18 protein-coding genes are annotated in these 19,584 nt (G+C 30.2%); 9 read left to right on the top strand and 9 right to left on the bottom strand.

Annotated features, from left to right (window positions below; all coding sequences use genetic code 11):
• Window positions 1-261: 261 nt before the first annotated feature.
• Both V3V28_RS02085 and V3V28_RS02080 read left to right on the top strand, forming a co-directional pair.
• Window positions 262-2,712, top strand: coding sequence for a DUF5686 and carboxypeptidase regulatory-like domain-containing protein (locus V3V28_RS02085; RefSeq protein ID WP_331363361.1), 2,451 nt, complete (start codon window positions 262-264; stop codon window positions 2,710-2,712).
• Between the two features lie 13 nt (window positions 2,713-2,725).
• The gene (locus V3V28_RS02080) at window positions 2,726-2,968 is read left to right on the top strand and encodes a MoaD/ThiS family protein (RefSeq protein WP_331363360.1); all 243 of its coding nucleotides are present in this window, start codon (window positions 2,726-2,728) and stop codon (window positions 2,966-2,968) included.
• A gap of 101 nt (window positions 2,969-3,069) precedes the next feature.
• Here the strand turns inward: V3V28_RS02080 and V3V28_RS02075 are convergent, their stop codons facing one another.
• On the bottom strand, window positions 3,070-3,345 hold the full coding sequence (locus V3V28_RS02075; RefSeq protein ID WP_331363359.1) for a DUF3817 domain-containing protein: 276 nt from the start codon (window positions 3,343-3,345) through the stop codon (window positions 3,070-3,072).
• A gap of 63 nt (window positions 3,346-3,408) precedes the next feature.
• Here V3V28_RS02075 and V3V28_RS02070 point away from each other — a divergent pair, with 63 nt between their 5' ends.
• Window positions 3,409-3,831 carry a molybdenum cofactor biosynthesis protein MoaE gene (locus tag V3V28_RS02070; protein ID WP_331363358.1) on the top strand — a complete coding sequence of 141 codons (423 nt, stop codon included), beginning with the start codon at window positions 3,409-3,411 and terminating at the stop codon, window positions 3,829-3,831.
• 36 nt (window positions 3,832-3,867) lie between these two features.
• Here the strand turns inward: V3V28_RS02070 and V3V28_RS02065 are convergent, their stop codons facing one another.
• Both V3V28_RS02065 and V3V28_RS02060 read right to left on the bottom strand, forming a co-directional pair.
• Entirely contained in the window at window positions 3,868-4,890 is a 1,023-nt protein-coding gene (locus tag V3V28_RS02065; RefSeq protein ID WP_331363357.1) for a COX15/CtaA family protein, read from the bottom strand.
• A gap of 91 nt (window positions 4,891-4,981) precedes the next feature.
• Window positions 4,982-5,173 carry a cold-shock protein gene (locus tag V3V28_RS02060; protein ID WP_331363356.1) on the bottom strand — a complete coding sequence of 64 codons (192 nt, stop codon included), beginning with the start codon at window positions 5,171-5,173 and terminating at the stop codon, window positions 4,982-4,984.
• A 401-nt stretch (window positions 5,174-5,574) separates the two neighbouring features.
• Between V3V28_RS02060 and V3V28_RS02055 the strand changes: the two genes are divergently transcribed.
• The 4 genes from V3V28_RS02055 (at window position 5,575) to V3V28_RS02040 (ending at window position 13,323) form a co-directional block, all read left to right on the top strand.
• Window positions 5,575-6,849, top strand: a complete 1,275-nt coding sequence (locus tag V3V28_RS02055) for a ribonucleotide-diphosphate reductase subunit beta (RefSeq protein WP_331363355.1) — start codon at window positions 5,575-5,577, stop codon at window positions 6,847-6,849.
• Window positions 6,850-6,852: 3 nt separating this feature from the next.
• Complete coding sequence (locus V3V28_RS02050) at window positions 6,853-8,640, top strand: ribonucleoside-diphosphate reductase subunit alpha (RefSeq protein ID WP_331363354.1); 1,788 nt, start codon at window positions 6,853-6,855, stop codon at window positions 8,638-8,640.
• 112 nt (window positions 8,641-8,752) lie between these two features.
• Window positions 8,753-10,090: a deoxyguanosinetriphosphate triphosphohydrolase gene (locus V3V28_RS02045; RefSeq protein WP_331363363.1), complete on the top strand. Its 1,338-nt coding sequence runs from the start codon at window positions 8,753-8,755 to the stop codon at window positions 10,088-10,090.
• 53 nt (window positions 10,091-10,143) lie between these two features.
• Window positions 10,144-13,323 (top strand): PA domain-containing protein, encoded by a 3,180-nt coding sequence (locus tag V3V28_RS02040; RefSeq protein ID WP_331363353.1) that lies wholly within the window; start codon window positions 10,144-10,146, stop codon window positions 13,321-13,323.
• A 47-nt stretch (window positions 13,324-13,370) separates the two neighbouring features.
• Here the strand turns inward: V3V28_RS02040 and dxs are convergent, their stop codons facing one another.
• Window positions 13,371-15,134, bottom strand: coding sequence for a 1-deoxy-D-xylulose-5-phosphate synthase (dxs, locus tag V3V28_RS02035; RefSeq protein WP_331363352.1), 1,764 nt, complete (start codon window positions 15,132-15,134; stop codon window positions 13,371-13,373).
• 58 nt (window positions 15,135-15,192) lie between these two features.
• Here dxs and V3V28_RS02030 point away from each other — a divergent pair, with 58 nt between their 5' ends.
• Window positions 15,193-15,642, top strand: a complete 450-nt coding sequence (locus tag V3V28_RS02030) for a nucleoside deaminase (RefSeq protein ID WP_331363351.1) — start codon at window positions 15,193-15,195, stop codon at window positions 15,640-15,642.
• On the opposite strand, the gene V3V28_RS02025 is transcribed toward V3V28_RS02030, so the two are convergent.
• The 5 genes from V3V28_RS02025 to V3V28_RS02005 form a co-directional block, all read right to left on the bottom strand.
• Window positions 15,639-15,845 (bottom strand): helix-turn-helix domain-containing protein, encoded by a 207-nt coding sequence (locus tag V3V28_RS02025; RefSeq protein WP_331363350.1) that lies wholly within the window; start codon window positions 15,843-15,845, stop codon window positions 15,639-15,641. The genes V3V28_RS02030 and V3V28_RS02025 overlap by 4 nt on opposite strands.
• 1 nt (window position 15,846) lies before the next feature.
• Complete coding sequence (locus V3V28_RS02020) at window positions 15,847-16,362, bottom strand: DUF2975 domain-containing protein (protein WP_331363349.1); 516 nt, start codon at window positions 16,360-16,362, stop codon at window positions 15,847-15,849.
• 141 nt (window positions 16,363-16,503) lie between these two features.
• Window positions 16,504-17,205: a Bax inhibitor-1/YccA family protein gene (locus V3V28_RS02015; protein ID WP_331363348.1), complete on the bottom strand. Its 702-nt coding sequence runs from the start codon at window positions 17,203-17,205 to the stop codon at window positions 16,504-16,506.
• A gap of 45 nt (window positions 17,206-17,250) precedes the next feature.
• Window positions 17,251-17,685 carry a LexA family protein gene (locus V3V28_RS02010; protein ID WP_331363347.1) on the bottom strand — a complete coding sequence of 145 codons (435 nt, stop codon included), beginning with the start codon at window positions 17,683-17,685 and terminating at the stop codon, window positions 17,251-17,253.
• A 41-nt stretch (window positions 17,686-17,726) separates the two neighbouring features.
• Window positions 17,727-18,983 (bottom strand): Y-family DNA polymerase, encoded by a 1,257-nt coding sequence (locus tag V3V28_RS02005; RefSeq protein WP_331363346.1) that lies wholly within the window; start codon window positions 18,981-18,983, stop codon window positions 17,727-17,729.
• Between the two features lie 108 nt (window positions 18,984-19,091).
• Between V3V28_RS02005 and V3V28_RS02000 the strand changes: the two genes are divergently transcribed.
• Complete coding sequence (locus V3V28_RS02000) at window positions 19,092-19,583, top strand: YdcF family protein (RefSeq protein WP_331363345.1); 492 nt, start codon at window positions 19,092-19,094, stop codon at window positions 19,581-19,583.
• The last annotated feature ends 1 nt before the right edge of the window (window position 19,584 follow it).

Below are 19,584 nucleotides of genomic sequence, written 5' to 3'. Positions count from 1 at the left end.
TAATACCTCTAAAATTTTCTCGTAATTTGCTCTAAAGCTGTTCATCTATTTAAATGTTTGAAATTCAATTAAATATACGATTCTCTTAATCAATGAACAGCTTTTTTATAATGCACAACAGGTTTATTTTTAATAAAAATACAACCTTTTACATTTTTATTGCGTCTTAAAAATTAAGAAACAATTATAGCTTGTTTAACAAATTTTAAGTTTTTACATATGTTAAAAAGTTTATGTTTGCGGCTTTAACAAAATCAACCCATGAAAAAAATTACTTTTACTTTATTGCTTTTTATTTCATTTTCTATGAATGCACAGATAAAAGGAAATATTACTGATAAAAAAGGAGAACCGCTATCTTTTGTAAGTGTATACTTAAATAAAACCGTTACAGGAACTACCTCAAATGATAATGGAGATTACATTTTGAATCTAAAAAAACAAGGAAAGTATACTTTAGTTTTTCAGTTTATAGGTTATACAACGCTTAAAAAAGAGGTAGATATTACTTCTTTCCCTTTTAAATTAAATGTTGTTTTAGAAGAAGAAAACATTCAATTGAAAGAAATTGTTATCTCAACAAAAGATAATCCTGCAAATAGAATTATTAGAAATACAATTGAAAGTAAAGATAAAAATACAGACAAATATGCTAATTTTACTGCTAAATTTTATTCGAGAGGATTGACTAAAATTAAAGATGCGCCAGAAAAAATTTTTGGACAAACTACAGGAGATTTTGGTGGAGGTTTAGATTCTACTAGAAGCGGAATTATTTATTTATCAGAAACTTTTTCTAATATTTCATTTCAAAAAAAACCAAAAAAATTTAAAGAAAAAATAGTAGCCTCTAAAGTTTCTGGACAAGACAACGGAGTCAGTTTTAACAGAGCAGAAGATTCTAATGTTAATTTATATGAAAATAGTATTGCAGTTTTTAACCATTTAATTTCACCAATTTCTACAAACGCATTTAGTTATTACAGGTATAAATTGGTAGGTACTTTTTATGATAAAAATGGGAAACTTATAAATAAAATAAAAATAATTCCAAAACGAAAAGGAGATAGAGTTTTTGACGGGTTTATTTATATTGTAGAAGATGAATGGGCTTTGTATGGCGCAGATATAAATACAACAGGTGCTCAAATAAACCTTCCTTTTGTAAATTCTCTAAAACTAAAACAAGGGTTTAATTATTCCGAAGAAATAGATGGTTGGGTTTTGGTAAATCAAACATTAAACTTCGATATTTCTATTTTTGGCATTAAACCTAGAGGTAAATTTTCTTACACTTATTCAGATTATAAATTTAATCCAACTTTTAAAGAAAATACATTTACAAATGAAGTTTTGTCTTTTGAAGAAAATGCAACAAAAAAAGATACTGTTTTCTGGAACAAGTTAAGACCAGTTCCGCTTACAAAAGAAGAAGTTTCAGACTATAAAATTAAAGACAGTATAAAAGTGGTGCGTAAGTCTAAAAAATATTTAGATTCTGTAAACAGAAAGCAAAATAAGTTTGGTTTGTTATCGCCAATTATGGGTTATACATATAGAAATTCGTACGAAAAATGGTCTTTAAGTTTTAATGGATTAATATCTGATTTCAGTTTTAATACGGTACAAGGTTTTAACACTTCTTTGGGTGTAAGATATTTTAAAAGACAAAATAAGAAAGGAAAATGGTGGAATGCAGGTGTAAAAGCAAACTACGGTTTGTCTGATAAAAGATTAAGGCCTACTTTCTTTTTTACCAAAAAATGGAATAATATTTCTAGGCCAAGAATGTCTATTTCGGGAGGAATTACAACACCTCAATTTAATGATAGAACTCCTGTTGTAAAATTGAATAATACGATTAGTTCTTTGTTGAATAGGTTAAATTATTTAAAAATTTACGAAAAAAGTTCTGCAAAGATTCGTTATTCTGAAGAAGTGAAAAACGGAATTTATTTCTCTTCTTCTTTAGAGTATGCTAATAGAAAACAGCTATTTAATACAACTGATTATTCTTTTGCTCCGCAAGATAAAAACGGAGGTTATAAACTTAATAATCCTTTAAATGCTGCTTTTGATGAACATAAAATTGCAACTTTAAGTGTTGGAGCAACTTTTGTGTTTGATCAGAAATATGCTACGTATCCAGATAGTAAAGAGAATGAAGGGAATAATAAATATCCAAGATTAAGTGTGCGTTATACAAAAAAATTTGGCGCTTCAAACTCCGAATTAAATTCAGACTTATTTGTTGCAAATCTAACACAAGATATAAATGTGGGTAATTATGGGCAATTTCAATATAATATTAGAGGAGGTGCTTTCTTAAAAAAGAAAAATATTGCTTTTATGGATAAGTTACAAGCGAATGGAAATCAGCTTTCATTTCCTTTAGGGAATAGATTGAGTAGCTTTGGTTTGTTGGAGTATTATAAGTTTTATACCAATGATAAATACGCAGAAACACATGTAGAACATAATTTTAAAGGTGCAGTTTTAGGTAAGATTCCTTTAATAAATAAGTTAAATTTTCATCTAGTAGGTGGCGCAAAGACCTTGTTTATGGCAGATAAGAAACCTTATACTGAATATTCTGTAGGTTTAGATAATGTTGGTTTTGGTAAATGGCGTTTTCTACGTGTAGATTATGTACGTTCTAATTATGGTGGCGTTAAAAACGATGGTTTATTGTTTAGATTAAGTTTGTTTTAATTATTTTTGAAGTATGAAAATAACTACACTTTTCTTCGGAATTACTTCAGATTTAATTGGTAATACTCAATTAGAAATGATAATAGATAAATCAATTTCTATTGCCGATTTTAAAAATGTTTTAAAGAAAGAATATCCAAAGTTAGAAAACATAAATTCGTATGCAATTGCAGTAAATGAAGAATACGCAAACGATGATTTACTGTTAAAAGAAAGTGATGTTGTTGCTGTAATTCCGCCTGTTAGTGGAGGTTAGGAAAAAGCCATCTTAATCTTCAAGAAAGGAAGAAATACTCTTGTGTTATCCTTTTTTTTAAACTCTTTGATTTTCTTTGTGAGAATCTGTGTTACAAGAATTTATTTCTGTAAATATTTCTTATCAATATAAAAAGTTCCAAAAGGAATTACAGATGCAATTAAAACAATTCCCAAAGTTTTATTATCCCAATTCATTTCTTTTTTAATAACAATAGCCAAAACAACATATAGCATAAATAGAATTCCATGAGGCATTCCTAACATTTTTACATAAGAAGCATCACCTTGTAAATATTTGATTGGTGTTGCAATAAAAAGTAATAATAGGTAAGAAATTCCTTCTAAAAAGCTAATAATTCTAAAAATATTTTTCATTATTCTGAAGTATTGAAAATTAGTTAACAAAGATACATTTTGAATTGCTATTTTTGTTGAACAATGCAAAGAACTTCTATAAAAATAACTTCCGAAAAATTAGACTTAAATAAATGTTACACTTTTGTAGAAGATGATTCTTGTGGCGGAATTTCTGCATTTATTGGTACTGTAAGAAATGATACTAAAGGAAAAGAAGTAAAACAACTCGATTTTTCTACCTACAAACCAATGGCAATTAAGGAAATGCAGAAAATTGCAGATTTGGCTTTAGAGAGGTTTGATATTGTAAAAATTGCCATTCATCATGCAGAAGGAATGCTGCAAATTGGTGAAATTCCTGTAATTATCACCGCCTCTTCTAAACATAGAAAAGCAGCTTTTGAAGCTTGTGAATTTGCAATTAATACGCTTAAAGAAACGGTTCCTATCTGGAAAAAAGAATATTTTTCTGATGGAGAAGTTTGGGTAAATGCACATCCATAAATTCAATAATCAATTTTCATTTATAACTGTTAATTGCTAATTGATAACTGTTTTACGACTTTGTAACCACAAATAAAACTGCAATCCAAATAAAACCGCGCCAACTAGTAAATGGGTGGCTTGTGTTCCTAAAGGAAACGCTGCATAATACATTAATATTCCAGTAATCGTTTCTAAAAAAATTAAGAAAACAATCCAATTGACCAATTTATAGCCTAAATTTTTAATCTGATTTAGGTAAAATAATCCTAAATTCACCAATACAATTGCAATGGTAAAAGATCTGTGAAAGTAGAACTTAAAACTAGGGTTCATTAAACTGTAGTCTTTGTTTTCAAAGCCAAATAATTTTACTTGCTCGTCTATAAACTGTCTTACTTGTGTTCCCATAGCAATTTGTATCAATGAGAAAACTACAGAAACAATAAGTAATTTATTGAAAATAGAATTGTAATTATATTTCTTTTTGTTATCAGAAACAATAAACTTTAATTTTAATAATAGGGCAATAATTACTAGACCAAGAACCATGTGTATAGTAATCACTCCTGGTTTTAAATTTGTGTCTACAACCATTTTCCCTATAGCGCCTTCAACCAATAATAAAAAGAAAGCTGCGTAAGCTAAATACGGAATTCGCCTATCAGTTTTCCAATATTTTGTAGCTCCATATATTAAAAAGAGAAATACAAAACCTGCCAAAACGGAAGTCAATCTATTTATATATTCGGTCCAAGTGTGGTATTTGTTAAATTTTGCATAATCGTGTTTTGTATAGTTTGTCCAATTAGTTCTATTGAAACTAGCAGTAGTTTTTATGTTTTTTTCAGCAACAAATAAAACTTCATCTTTAATAATAATGAATCCTTTTTTAAATTCGGCATTTGGTTTCCAAGTTATTTGTTCTTCTGAAGTTGGTGGAATTAAATAGCCAAAACATTTTGGCCAATCTGGGCAACCCATTCCAGAGCCGGTCATTCTAACAACAGAACCTGCTAAAAAAATTAAATAGATAGAAATTAGGGAAATTTGTACAATTTTTGGGAACCTATTTTTCATTGAAGGATAATTTATGCAAAAATAAGGCAAAAAAAAGTCGCTTAAAATATTTTAAGCAACTAGTTTCTTTTTAAAGAATTTAAAAATAAAATTAGATTACTCTAACGTCTACTGCATTTAAACCTTTTCTACCTTCTTTTAAATCAAATTCTACTGCATCACCTTCTCTGATTTCATCAATTAATCCTGAAACATGAACGAAATATTCATCTTTTGAATCATCTTCAACAACAAATCCAAATCCTTTAGACTCGTTAAAAAATTTTACTGTACCGTTTTTCACTTTGATATATAATAAATGTTAATATGTGCAAAGATATGCTTATATCTTTTGAGTTCTAACAAGTTTTTTCTTTTTCATCTTTTTTTTGAAGTTTTTGCAGGCGAATGATTTTTAAAAAAATGAATAGCTACTTTAATAAAAATATTTTTTTTGGACTTAAAAAACTCTTTTTAAGAATGTCAACAGTAGCAGTAACTTAAGTAATTTTAACGTTTTAAACACCTGTTTGTCAGATAATTATAAAAAGGTTATTTTTTTGTGATATTCGTAATATTTAAAATTTTGTTAAAAACTTCAAGGGTTTTGTGAATAACTATGGCTTTCATTTTGGAACAAAAAAAGCAATCTTTGTAGGAGTCGTTCCTCTCGATAAATTAACTTTCAAATAACACCAATTTACTGTGAAAATTACACAAATTATAAAAAGAGACTCTGAAACTAGTCTTTTTGAGCTAGATAAAATTACAAAAGCTATTGAAAATGCTATGAATTCTGTGAATAACGGAACAAGGGAAGATGCAGTAGCAATTTCTAAAATTGTAATTGGTACTTTATTAGAAAGAAAGTTAAAAGAACCAAACTACACGCCTACAGTAGAACAAATACAAGACATTGTAGAAGATAAATTAATGGATAGCACATTTAGAGATGTTGCTAAAGCTTATATACTATTTAGAGATGAACAAGCTAGAAATAGAAAGCAAAATATTTTTGAAAAGAGATTAAACTTAAAGCCTTACGATTATCCTGCTTTAAATGAATATGTAGATGCAATTAGACACTCTTATTGGATTCATACAGAATTTAATTACACAAGTGATATACAAGATTTTAAATCAACACTTTCGCCTGTAGAAAAAAATGCTATTAAAAATACCATGTTAGCAATTTCACAAATAGAAGTTGCTGTTAAATCTTTTTGGGGAGACATTTATAAAAAAATGCCAAAACCAGAAATTGGTTCTGTAGGTTCTACTTTTGCAGAAAGTGAAGTAAGACACCATGATGCATATTCTCACTTATTAGAAGTTTTAGGGTTAAATAATGAGTTTAAAAACTTAAAGAAAAAACCTGTAATAATGCGACGTGTTAATTACCTAGAAAACGCATTAAAAAACGTAAATAGTGAAGACAATAAAGAATTTTCAGAATCTATAATTTTATTTTCTCTATTTATAGAGCATGTATCTTTATTTTCTCAATTCCTTATTATAATGGCTTTTAATAAGCATAAAAATGTATTAAAAGGAATTTCTAATGTGGTAGAAGCTACTTCTAAAGAAGAGCAAATTCACGGAGATTTTGGTATAGACCTTATTAAAATTATAAAAGAAGAAAACCCAGAATGGTTTGACGAAAATCATAGTTTATTGGTGCAAGAAACCTGTAAAGAAGCTTTCGAATCTGAAAGCAAACTAATTGATTGGATTTTTGAAGATGGAGAATTAGATTTTCTACCTAAAAATGTAATAAAAGAATTTATTAAAAATAGATTTAACAACTCTTTAGAAAGTATAGGTATCTCAAAAGTATTTGAAGTAAACCAAACATTATTATCAGAAACAGATTGGTTTGACGACGAAATTATTGGAACCAAACACGGTGATTTCTTCGTAAAAAGATCTATCAACTATAGCAAAAGAACAAAAAGTATAACCAGCGACGACTTATTTTAAATTATGAACCTAAACGACTTACAGAGTACCACAACAACTGAAACTACAGAGCACGAAAAACTAATTCAAGCAAGAAATATTGCTAGAGAAAAAATGCTTAAAGATAAAAACGAACCTGAAATTGAATGGCTAACTGATAACAGTCGTAAATTTTTAGAATCTGGTTATTTAACAGGAGATACAACTCCAGAAGAAAGAATACGTGAAATTGCAGACAATGCGGAAAGTATTTTAAAAATTGATGGTTTTTCTGATAAGTTTTACAAATATATGGCCGCGGGATATTTCTCTTTAGCATCGCCAGTTTGGTCTAACTTTGGGAAGAAAAGAGGTTTGCCTATTAGTTGTTTTGGTTCGCACGTGGCAGATGATATGGGAGATATTTTATACTCACAATCAGAAGTTGGTATGATGTCTAAATTAGGTGGAGGTACGTCAGGTTACTTCGGTAAATTACGTCAAAGAGGAGCAGATGTTAAAAACAATGGTTCATCATCTGGTTCAGTTCACATTATGCAATTGTTTGAAAAAATGGTTGATGTTGTAAGTCAAGGTTCAGTAAGAAGAGGTCGTTTTTCTCCTTATTTACCTATAGACCATCAAGATATTAAAGAATTTTTAGAAATAGGTACAGAAGGTAATCCAATTCAAGAATTAACACACGGCGTTACTGTAAGTGATGAGTGGATGCAAGAAATGATTGATGGTGATGTAGAAAAGAGAAGTCTTTGGGCAAAAGTATTACAACGAAGAGGGGAAATTGGGTATCCATATATCCTTTTTAGAGACAATGCAAATAACGGAACGGTAGATGTTTATAAAGACAAAGGCCACGAAATTTATGCAAGTAACTTATGTACAGAAATAATGTTACCTTCTAATGAAGATTGGTCTTTTGTTTGTTGTTTATCATCAATCAATTTAGTGCATTATGACAAATGGAAAGATACAGATGCGGTAGAAACATTAGCATTCTTTTTAGATGCAGTAATGCAAGAGTTTATCAATAAATTAGAAGTATATAAAGATTCATCAGATAGAGACGATCAGTTTACGTTTCGTTTTATGGAAAAAGCCTATAAATTTGCAAAAGAAAACAGAGCATTAGGTTTAGGAGCTTTAGGATGGCATTCTTTATTACAATCTAAAATGCTTGGATTTGATAGCGCAGAAGCATATTCTTTAAACAGTGAAATTTTTAAAGTAATTAAAGAAAAATCATACAAAGCATCTGAAGAGATGGCAAAAATGTATGGAGAACCAGCTGTCTTAAAAGGATATGGAAGACGTAATACAACGTTAAATGCAGTTGCACCAACAACATCGTCTGCTTTTATTTTAGGACAAGTATCGCAAGGTATTGAGCCAATCTGGTCTAATATTTATGTAAAAGATATTGCAAAAATAAAGACAACAATTAAGAATCCAATTTTAGAAAAGTTATTAGAAGAAAAAGGTCAAAATACTTCTGATATTTGGAAAAATATTAGAGATAATGATGGTTCTGTACAACATTTAAGTATTTTATCTGAATCAGAAAAAGACGTATTTAAAACGTATTCAGAAATAGATCAGAACGTAATTGTATATCAAGCAGCAAATAGACAAAATCACATCGATCAAGGTCAGTCTATTAATATTATGGTACATCCAGATATGCCAATTAAAGATGTAAATGCAGTTTATATTAATGCTTGGAAACTAGGTGTAAAATCTATGTATTACCAACACAGTATGAATGCTGCACAGAAATTTAAGCAAAAGAAAGAATGTGCTTCTTGCGAAGGGTAATTCATTTGTCATTCTGAATTTGTTTCAGAATCTATTAAAATAAAACTTGATAAAAAAGAGAGGCAGAAATGTTTCTCTTTTTTTGTATTTTCGACAATATTTTACAATTATGATGAACTGGGAACAACTCCTTTCTTTAAAACGCTTTGGCGACACACAAAAACGCGAAAGAATAGCACAAGATGAAACTCGTTTGGGTTTCGATGTAGATTTTGATAGAATAATATTTTCATCAGCATTTAGAAGCTTACAAGACAAAACACAAGTAATTCCGTTATCGGAAACCGATTTTGTACACACACGCCTAACACACAGTTTAGAGGTGTCTGTAGTTGGTAGAACGTTGGGTAGAAGAGTTGGTAAAGTGTTGTTAGAACGTCATCCAAATTTAGCAGAATTAGGATATACTTTTAACGATTTTGGCGCAATTACAGCAGCAGCTTCTGTAATGCACGATATTGGAAATCCGCCTTTTGGACATTCTGGAGAAAAAGCAATTGGTGAATATTTTAAAACAGGAAACGGCGCAAAATATAAAGATCAACTTACAGAAAAAGAATATCAAGATCTTATAGATTTTGAAGGAAATGCAAACGGATTCAAAACTCTTACAGAATCTAGAGAAGGCATTTCTGGCGGATTAAGATTGAGTTATGCTACTTTAGGTGCTTTTTTAAAATACCCAAAAGAGAGTCTTCCTAAAAAACCTACAAATCATATTGTAGATAAAAAATATGGTTTTTTTCAATCAGAAAAAACAGCCTTTTTAGATGTTGTAAAAGATTTAGGAATGTTGCAGAAATCTACTTCTGCTATTTCTTTTTACAGACATCCTTTAGCGTATTTAGTAGAAGCAGCAGATGATATTTGTTACACAATAATCGATTTTGAAGACGGAATAAACCTTGGTTTAATTGGTGAAGAATTCGCTTTAGAATACATGATTAAATTGGTGAAGGATACTATTGATATTAAAAAATATCATTCATTAAAACATAAAACTGATAGAATAAGTTATTTACGCGCATTGGCAATTGGTGTCTTAATAAATGAAGCTGTAGATATATTTTTAAATAATGAAGAAGCTATTCTAAATGGAATTTTCGAAAAATCTTTACTAGATAAATGTAAGTATGAAGCACAAATTAACGACATCATTAAAATAAGTATCGCAAAAATATATAAAAGTAAAGAAGTTGTAGAAAAAGAAGTTGCAGGTTATAGAATTATAGCAGACTTATTAGATGTTTTTGTAACGGCTTTAAACAATAAATTTGATGGTAATTCCTCTAATTTCGATACGTTAGTTTTAAACCTATTACCACAAGAATATCAAATAGAAACAGATAGTTTGTATGAAAGAATATTACAAATTTGTGGTTATGTTTCTAGAATGTCAGATAGTTACGCAATACGAATGCACAAAAAATTAACAGGAAATATTATATAAAAAAAAGAATATTAACTAAATTTGGTCACTTTATTAAAAATAACACAATAATTATGAAGAAAAAACTACTATTTTCACTTTTAGCTATTATGGGAATAGCTTTATTATACAACGTTTCTACACAAGAAACAGAGGTAGAGAAAGTTCGAAAAAAACATGCAGAATTTTTAAATAATCATGCATATAATCAAACGATGTTACTATCAAAAAAAGATAGAAAAGCACAAGGTTTACCTCCAAATGCATTTTTTGAGCAAGAATATTTAAGTGAAATGAATCCAAGAACTGGGGTAACTAGTAAAACGGAATTATTACAAATACAAAAACAATTAAACTCTGAAAGAGCATTGCAAAGAACACCAGGTGATGGCACAGATAATGCTTGGGTAGAAAGAGGTCCAGATAATGTTGGTGGAAGAACAAGGGCTGTTATTTTCGATCCAAATGATGCTACACAAGAAACAGTTTATGCTGGTGGTGTTAGTGGAGGTTTATGGAAAAATACAAATATTTCTAATGCAAGTGCTTCTTGGACTCAAGTAGCTATTCCAGAAAATTTATCTGTTTCTAGTATTGCTATTGATCCAAATAATTCTATGATTTGGTATATAGGTACAGGAGAGTCATATACAGGTGGAGATGTAAACGGAAACGGAGTTTGGAGAACTACTGATGGTGGTGAAACTTGGACTAACGTTTTTGGTGGTGTTAATGGAGCTTCTGTTTTTGAAGCAAATGCAACCGTTACTGTAAATAGTCCTGCAGGTATCGCAGGAGATTATCTTGCTGTTTTATCAACAGCTTTTGGTGGAAATTTAAATACACCAATGACTGGTAATTTAGTTTTAGGAGATGATGGCACTGCACCAAATGAAGATGGTTGTACTGCGTTAACAAATTCTGTTCAAATGAATGGAAATATTGCTGTTATTAGAAGAGGTGGTTGTCCTTTTGTAGACAAAGCAAATAATGCACAAACCGCAGGAGCAGTTGCTGTAATAATTGTTAATAATGTTGCAGGTAATGCTGCAGGACAAGCAGGTACAGATGCAGGAATTACCATTCCTTCATTAATGGTTTCTAAAACAGATGGAGACGCTATTATTGCAGCTTTAGCAAGTGGAGCCGTAAATGCTACCTTATCTAATACAACAGGAAATGGTTCTGGTTTTAACGTTTCTAACGGAGTACAACATATAAATGATATTGTTGTTAGAAATAACGGCGGAACTTCTGAAGTGTATGTTGCAGCAGCAGAAACTCTTTATGGTTCAGCAACTACGATAACTCTTTTAGGTAGAAATGATTATGGTGTTTATAAATCTACAAACGGTACTAGTTTTAATAAAATAGATTTACCATTAAATTCTGCAGGAACTGTATATGAACCAAATAATATAAAAATTGCAGCAGATAATTCTGTGTATATTTCTACAATACAAGATGTGTTTGGTGAAGGCGGTGGCGCAATATTTCAATCTACGAATGCAGATGCTACTACTTTTGCATTAAAACATACAGTACCAAATGGATTAAGAACAGAAATAGCTTTGTCTTCTCAAAATGCAGGAACTATTTATGTATTGGCACAATTAAGAACAAGTGCTGACACAGATCCACCAATTGGGTTTTATAAAACATCTGATAATTTTGGAAATATTTTCCCTGTAGCTTTGCCAAATGACGTAGATAACGGCATTCCTGCAAATGATTTTACAAGAGGGCAAGCCTTTTATAATTTATTGGTGAGACTAGATCCTAATGATGATAACGTTACTTATTTAGGAGGAATCGATTTATTTAAATCACCAAACGGTGGTGGTTTCTACTCTCAAATATCTAGATGGAATTCAACAATTAGTGGAGGTTCATCAATAGTACATGCAGATCAACACGGTTTGACTTTTTCAGGTGCATCTTCTACAAGAATGGTTTTTTCAAATGATGGAGGTGTATATTTTTCAAATGATGGAGGTACCACTATTGAAGCAAGAAACAAAGGATACAATACTTTACAATTTTATACGGTAGGTGTAGCACCAACAACAGCTCTTGCAGGAGATAACTTTTTAGCAGGTGCGCAAGATAACGGAACACAGTTGTTTTTGAATTCAAATGCTGGTGTAGACGGTTCTTCTGAAACTCAAGGTGGTGATGGTGCTTATAGTTTCTTTGACCAAGATGGTACAGATGATTATTATATTGCAAACTATGTATTTAATAATAGTATAAATTTATATTTCCCTGGCGGAGGTAGTAGAAGTATAAATTCTGAAAACCCAACTACAGGAAACGGAGACTTCATCAATCAAGAAGAGTTAGATTCTAGTTTAGATATATTATACTCTAATTACTCTAATGCTACTACTAATATTATTAGAAGGTATTCTAATATTAAAGCAGGTACTGTTCAAAGAAATGACTTAACAAATGCATTAATGGATGCAGAACCTTCAGCAATGAAAGTTTCTCCATATACAACCAATGTTACAAAATTATTAGTAGGTTTAAAGAACGGAAAACTTTTAAAAGTAGACAACGCAAATGTATTTGTACAATGGTCAGAAATTACTGGACCTGGTTTTGTAGGTACGGTTTCTGATATTGAATTTGGTGCAACAGAAAATGAAATTTTTGTAACCATGCATAATTATGGTGTTCAGAATATTTGGTATTCTGCGGATGCAGGTGCAACTTGGTCTGGAAAAGAAGGAAATTTATTAGACATGCCTGTAAAAGCAATTTTACAAAACCCTTTAAGAACAGAAGAGGTAATTATTGGTACAGAATTAGGTGTTTGGAGAACTACAAACTTTAGTGATGCAAGCCCAAATTGGTTACAGTCTTTTAACGGAATGAGTAATGTGAAAGTGATGGATTTAGATTTAAGAGATGATAATACTGTTTTTGCAGCTACTTTTGGTAGAGGTATTTTCTCTGGAAGTTTTACAGCTGCTGTTGCTTCTGTTTCTGATGTTTTAAAAGGAAACGATGTATTTACAGTGTACCCAACCGTTTCTAATGGAAACTTTACGTTGTATGGTAAAAATGATTTAGGAAAAACGAAAGTAACTGTTTTTGATATTTCTGGTAGACAAGTCTATACTTCTAATTTAGATTTTAATGCAAATGAAAGACAAGCAGTTTCAATAAATGCAGGTGCAGGAATTTACATTGTAAATTTAGTAGATGCAAAAGGAAATAAAGCTTCTAAAAAGATTGTAATCGAATAGTATATTTAGATTTAATAAATAAAAAAAGACGCCATTGGCGTCTTTTTTTATGAGTAAAAATTAAATTGATTTGCTAAATTTTTAGCATCTAACCCAATTTTGTGTTGTAACATAGAAACGGTTCCATGTTCAATAAATTCATCAGGAATACCTATGACTTTTATTTTATTATGATAATTGTTTTCGGATGCAAACTCTAATATAGAAGTACCAAAACCACCTTTTATTGTTCCATCTTCAACAGTGATTACCGTTTTGTACCTCTTAAATATTTGATGCAATAATTTTTCATCCAAAGGTTTTACAAAACGCATATCATAATGAGAAATTTCATTTTCTGATAGATGAATTGCATCTTCAACATTTTTAGCAATTGTGCCAATAGATAATATAGCAGTTTTAGTTCCTTTTTTCAGTTGAATTCCTTTTCCTATTTCTATTTTTTTAAAAGGTTGTTGCCAATCTATAATTGTTCCTGTTCCTCTAGGATACCGAATTGCAATCGGATTCTTTAATCCTAATTGTGCTGTATATAAGATGTTACGCAATTCAATTTCGTTGCTGGGTGCGAAAATAATTAGGTTAGGAATACATCGTAAATATGCCAAATCAAAAACACCATGATGAGTTGCTCCATCTTCGCCAACCAAACCGGCTCTGTCCAAACAGAAAATAACAGGTAAATTTTGAAGTGCAACATCGTGTATTACTTGATCATAAGCACGCTGTAAAAAAGTTGAATAAATATTACAAAACGGAATTAAACCTTGCGTTGCCATTCCTGCTGCTAAAGTAACTGCGTGTTGTTCTGCAATCCCAACATCAAAAGTTCTTTTCGGGAATTTTTCTAACATAAGTTTTAGCGAACTTCCTGTTAACATTGCAGGTGTAATACCTACAATATTTTCATTTTCCTCTGCTAATTCTACAATTGTTTTTCCAAAAACATCTTGATATTTAGTATATAAATTTGCTTCTTTTTTGATACGTTCTCCAGATATTTTATCAAATTTCCCTGGAGCATGATACGTTACTTGATCTTCTTCAGCTTGTTGTAAACCTTTCCCTTTTGTTGTAATTACGTGTAAAAACTTTGGTCCTTTAACCGATTTTAAACGTTCTAATTCTGATAAAATTTTGGGTAAATTATGGCCATCAATAGGACCAGAGTAATCAAAGTTTAATGCTTTTATAATATTATTCTGTGCAGCTAACCTTCTATCTGTTTTAACCTTTGTTAAATACTCTTTTAAAGCACCAACTGCAGGGTCTATGCCAATTGCATTGTCATTTAAAATGATGAGCAAATTCGCGTTAGAAACGCCTGCATGGTTTAATGCTTCAAAAGCCATTCCGCTTGCTATAGAAGCATCTCCAATAACGGTAATATGTTGTTTTTCTGTTTCTCCTTTTAAGTTACTGGCAATTGCCATTCCTAAAGCTGCAGAAATAGAAGTGGATGAATGTCCAACACCAAAAGCATCAAATTCGCTTTCTTTTCTAGAAGGAAAACCTGCAATTCCGTTAAATTGTCTGTTGGTATGAAAAACGTCTTTTCTTCCAGTTAAAATTTTATGTCCGTATGCTTGATGTCCAACATCCCAAACCAATAAATCATTTGGTGTGTCAAATAAATAGTGCAATGCAATAGTAAGTTCTACAACACCTAAACTAGCACCTAAATGACCTTCTTTTGTAGCAACAATGTCAATAATAAAATCGCGCAATTCTTTTGTCAATTGCGGTAATTGGTCTGGATTTAATTTCCTTAAATCATCTGGATTTGATATGTTGTCTAACAGATTTTTCATCAGAAAGCAAAAATACAATTTAACTTTTTGTAATATTGATTTTTATATTCCTAAAAACATGATTCAACCTTTTGATGATATTTATTTTATGAAAAAAGCTTTTCAAGAAGCAGAAAATGCTTTTTCGAAAGGTGAAATTCCTGTAGGTGCTATTATTGTTTTAAAAGATAAAATAATTGCAAGAGCGCATAATTTAACGGAAACCTTAACAGACGTAACTGCACATGCAGAAATGCAAGCTTTTACATCTGCTGCAGATTTTTTAGGAGGAAAATATTTAAAAGACTGTACATTGTATGTTACTTTAGAACCTTGCCAAATGTGTGCAGGTGCAAGTTACTGGGCACAAATTGGTAAAATAGTTTATGGCGCTTTAGAACCAGAAAGAGGTTTTGTCAATTTAAAAACTACATTACATCCAAAAACAAAAGTTGTTGGCGGAATTTTAGAAAATGAGTGTTCTCAAATTTTAAAACGTTTTTTTGTTGAAAAACGAAATTTGAATTAATCTTCTGTATATTCTAAAATATCTGCTGGCTGACAATCTAAAGCTTTACAAATAGCTTCTAGAGTAGAAAAACGAACAGCTTTAGCTTTACCCGATTTTAAGATGGATAAGTTGGCAGTAGTAATACCTATAATTTCAGCCAATTCTTTGCTTCGCATTTTGCGTTTGGCAAGCATTATATCTAAATTTACGGTGATTGCCATATTATATTGTTAAATCATTTTCAGATTGCATTTGAATTCCACGTTTTACAATTTGAGCAAAAATGAAAATGACACCTGCAAGAAATATAAAATCACTTGAAAATAAATCCATAGCATAATGATGCCTTTTCCCAATAAATTGAACTTGTGTGTTATGCACCATAGCTATAATCCATAAATAAAAAATACTATAACTAATTTGTTGCATTAATTTTTGGACATTACTGTTGAATGGTTTTTCTAAATTTAGTCCACTTAATAATTTAGTAACCAAAAAAGCAATGTAAGCTTCTGTTGCAAATAACCCTATTTTGTAACTCACAATAAAAGTATACTGTCTAAAGCTATGTTTGTAATATTCAGATAAATCTAAACCTGCATATAAGTTACTTGCAGCTTCAGGATTGCCAATACTTACAAAATAAGAAATTAAAATTGCACCTGTTTTTATGCATAAGCCTATAAAGACAATCCAAGAAAGAATATGCATTATTTTTAACATTTGTTTTGTTTTCATTTTATTTTTTTGATACTGCAAATATATAAAAATTATTGATAAACAATAATAAAATATTATTTATTGATAATATTTTTTTTTTGAACAAAAAAATCAGCACTAAAAGCACTGATTTCCTTTTAAACTTATATGAAATTAATCTTAATCTCTAGACATAAATATTGATAAAACATACCAAAAAAGCAACATTAAAGAAGCAAATAAGCCTAAAGAAGCAGGTATATAATCTTCTGTTCCGTATTTATTTACCAAGTTAGAAGTTTGATATAATATAGAACCACCTGCCAATAAACACATAGCCACAGAAAACCATAAACCTAAATTAAATCCGAATAAAGAACCAGCAACAATTAAACCTATTGCAATAAAAAAGCCAATTGTTAAACCTGTTTTTAGGAATGAAAAATCCTTTTTAGTCACAAAAACGACTGCAGAAATTCCAACAAATAAAGCCAAGGTTACAATTGCCGCTTGTTGTACTAAATCTGCACTTTCTGTATAGTAAATTGCAATGTATAAAAGCGGAACAAAAATAATTGCTTGCGCAAAAACATATAATGCATACGCCATGTATTGTATATTTTTATCAGAAGTTTTTAAAATAGTACTTTCGGCATAATTAGTAGCCAACATAAAACCACCCAACATTACTAACCAACGCCAACCTTGTGTCATAGACATCATAAAGTTTACAATGGTATCGCTTTGTAATAATAAATATTCAAACAGCATAAATAGTAAAACTCCGCCACCAACGTGTGCATATGTTTTTTTGTAAAATTCTACTCGTACTTGATCCGTAGATTCTATTAATAACGTTTTATTTTCAAATGTGTTTTCCATAGCTTTTATTTTTTAAACTGAACTTTTTCTGTAAAATATTAATTTTTATACTTTTTTAATAACGCTTGTTACAATGCCCCAAATCATAAAATCATTTTCTTCGGTGATGTTTATAATAGGATAATTAGGGTTTTCTGGTTGTAACCAAACTTCATTTTTTTCTACGCGAAGTCTTTTTACGGTGAATTCTCCGTCTAAAAAGCAAACTGCAATTTTGTTGTTTGCAGGTTCTAAACTTCTATCTATTACTAGTAAATCGTTGTCGTCTAAACCAGCATCAATCATAGATTGCCCTTTTACTTTTGCAAAAAAAGTAGCATCTTTATTTTGAATAAGTTCATCATCTAAAGAAATTCTAGTTTCTCTAAAATCATCTGCAGGTGAAGGAAATCCCGCAGAAATTCCGACATCAACAAATACAGCACCGTTTCCTGATGATGCTTTTGGTGTAAAAAAAGTAAGTGTTTTAGAAGTTTCCATTAGAATGCAAATTATAACTTTTCTTTAAATTTATCTGTATTTTATTTAACGATTAAAATATCATTAATATTGGTTGTAAATTTAGGAGATAAACGTTCTTGTTTCATTTTCCAAGTGCGTTTTAAATCTTGATTACCTAATTTAATTTTGTCTGCTTTAAATTTACGGTTTAATTTATCAATGACAGACATTAAAGGTTTGTGTTTTGGGTTTTCGTGTGTGAATAAATTCAGTTGAAAATTATCATTTGGCACCAAACCTGTAACAATTACGCCCGCTCTTTTGTATTTAACGCCCGATTTAAAAATAGCTTTAACAGCTTCTACAGCAGCATTAGAAATGGTTAAAGTAGAGTCTGTTGGATAAGAAAAAACAACCGTTTTACTTTCTCTATGTTGTTGTAATTCTTTTTTATGTCTGTCACTAGAAAGTTGCACAATTAACATATGACAACTCGATTCTTGGTTCCGTAGTTTTTCTGCACAACTTGCTGCAAAAGTAGAAATTCGTTCTTTTATGTTATCTATATCAGAATACGTGTATTCGAAACTTCTGGTTGTAGCAATCATCTTTTTTGATGAAACTTCTTCTAACGGAATTTTAGAAATGCCTTGTAAATCTTTTTGTAATCGCCATGCTACAATAGAAAACTCTTTTAAAATCCAATCACTTGGTAGTTGTGTAAAATCATATGCAGTTACACAACCTTTAGCTTGTAATCGTTTTTTTAAACGACTTCCAATTCCCCAAACATTTCCAATTTTTGTCCACTTTAATGCTTTAATTCTTTTTTCTTCAGAATCGATTATGCAAATTCCTTTGGACTGTTTTAAATTAGAACGTGCAATTTTATTGGCAACTTTAGTGAGCGATTTTGTAGGTGCAATTCCCACACAAGTTGGTATACCTGTCCATTTTAAAATTCGACTTCTCATTTTTGTAGCATATTCCTCTAAATTATAGTTTTCAAATCCTTTTAATTCTAAAAAAGATTCATCTATAGAGTAGACTTCTACGTCTGGTGAAAAGTCTGCCAAAATATTCATAACGCGTGTGCTCATATCTCCATACAAAGGATAGTTTGATGACAAAACGGTAATATTATTCGCTTTACAAAATGAATGCCACTTAAAAATTGGCGCACCAAAAGGGAGTTGTAATTTCTTGGCTTCATCGCTCATAGAAATAACACAACCATCATTATTGCTTAAAATAGCAACTGGTTTTCTTTGCAAGTTCGGGTTAAAAACTCGCTCACAAGAAGCATAAAAGTTATTACAATCTATGAGTGCAAACATAATAGTAAAGATATAGAAATTTACCAATTTTTATGCTGATGGATTTATCAAATAATTTGTAAATTAGTGGAGTTGAATTATATTTTTGTTCAAAATTAAAAGCTGTTTATGAGTAAAGAAATTTTAATTGTTTTAGGATCCCCAAATTCAGCAACAGGAGAATTAGGTGTCATTGCAAAAGAAAGATTAAATTTTTGTTTAACAATTTATAAAAAAGAGATGCTAATTTTGTGCACGGGAAGTTGGGGTGCACATTTTAATACTTCTAGTAGACCACATGCTTTTTACACCAAAAATTATTTGATTGAAAAAGGAATCCCAGAAGATCGGTTTTTAGAACTAGCTTTATCAAAAAATACGGTTGATGATGCTGTAAAAATAAAAAATATTGTCTCAACATTTGAAAATATACATCTAACAATAATTTCTTCTGATTATCATTTAGTAAGAGTAAAATTAATTTTTAAGGAGATTTTAAAAAACTATAAAATGAAGTTTATTGGAGTGAAAACTAATTTTAAAACAGAAGAATACAATGCTTTAGTTAAACATGAAAAAGAGGCCGCAGAGAGCATAATAAAAAACGGATTGTATTATTAAT

The sequence above is a fragment of the Polaribacter sp. genome, from assembly GCF_036480315.1.
Classification (GTDB): Bacteria; Bacteroidota; Bacteroidia; order Flavobacteriales; family Flavobacteriaceae; genus Polaribacter.
Note: the sequence above shows the minus strand (reverse complement) of the source record. Positions and strands in the feature narration are given on the sequence as shown.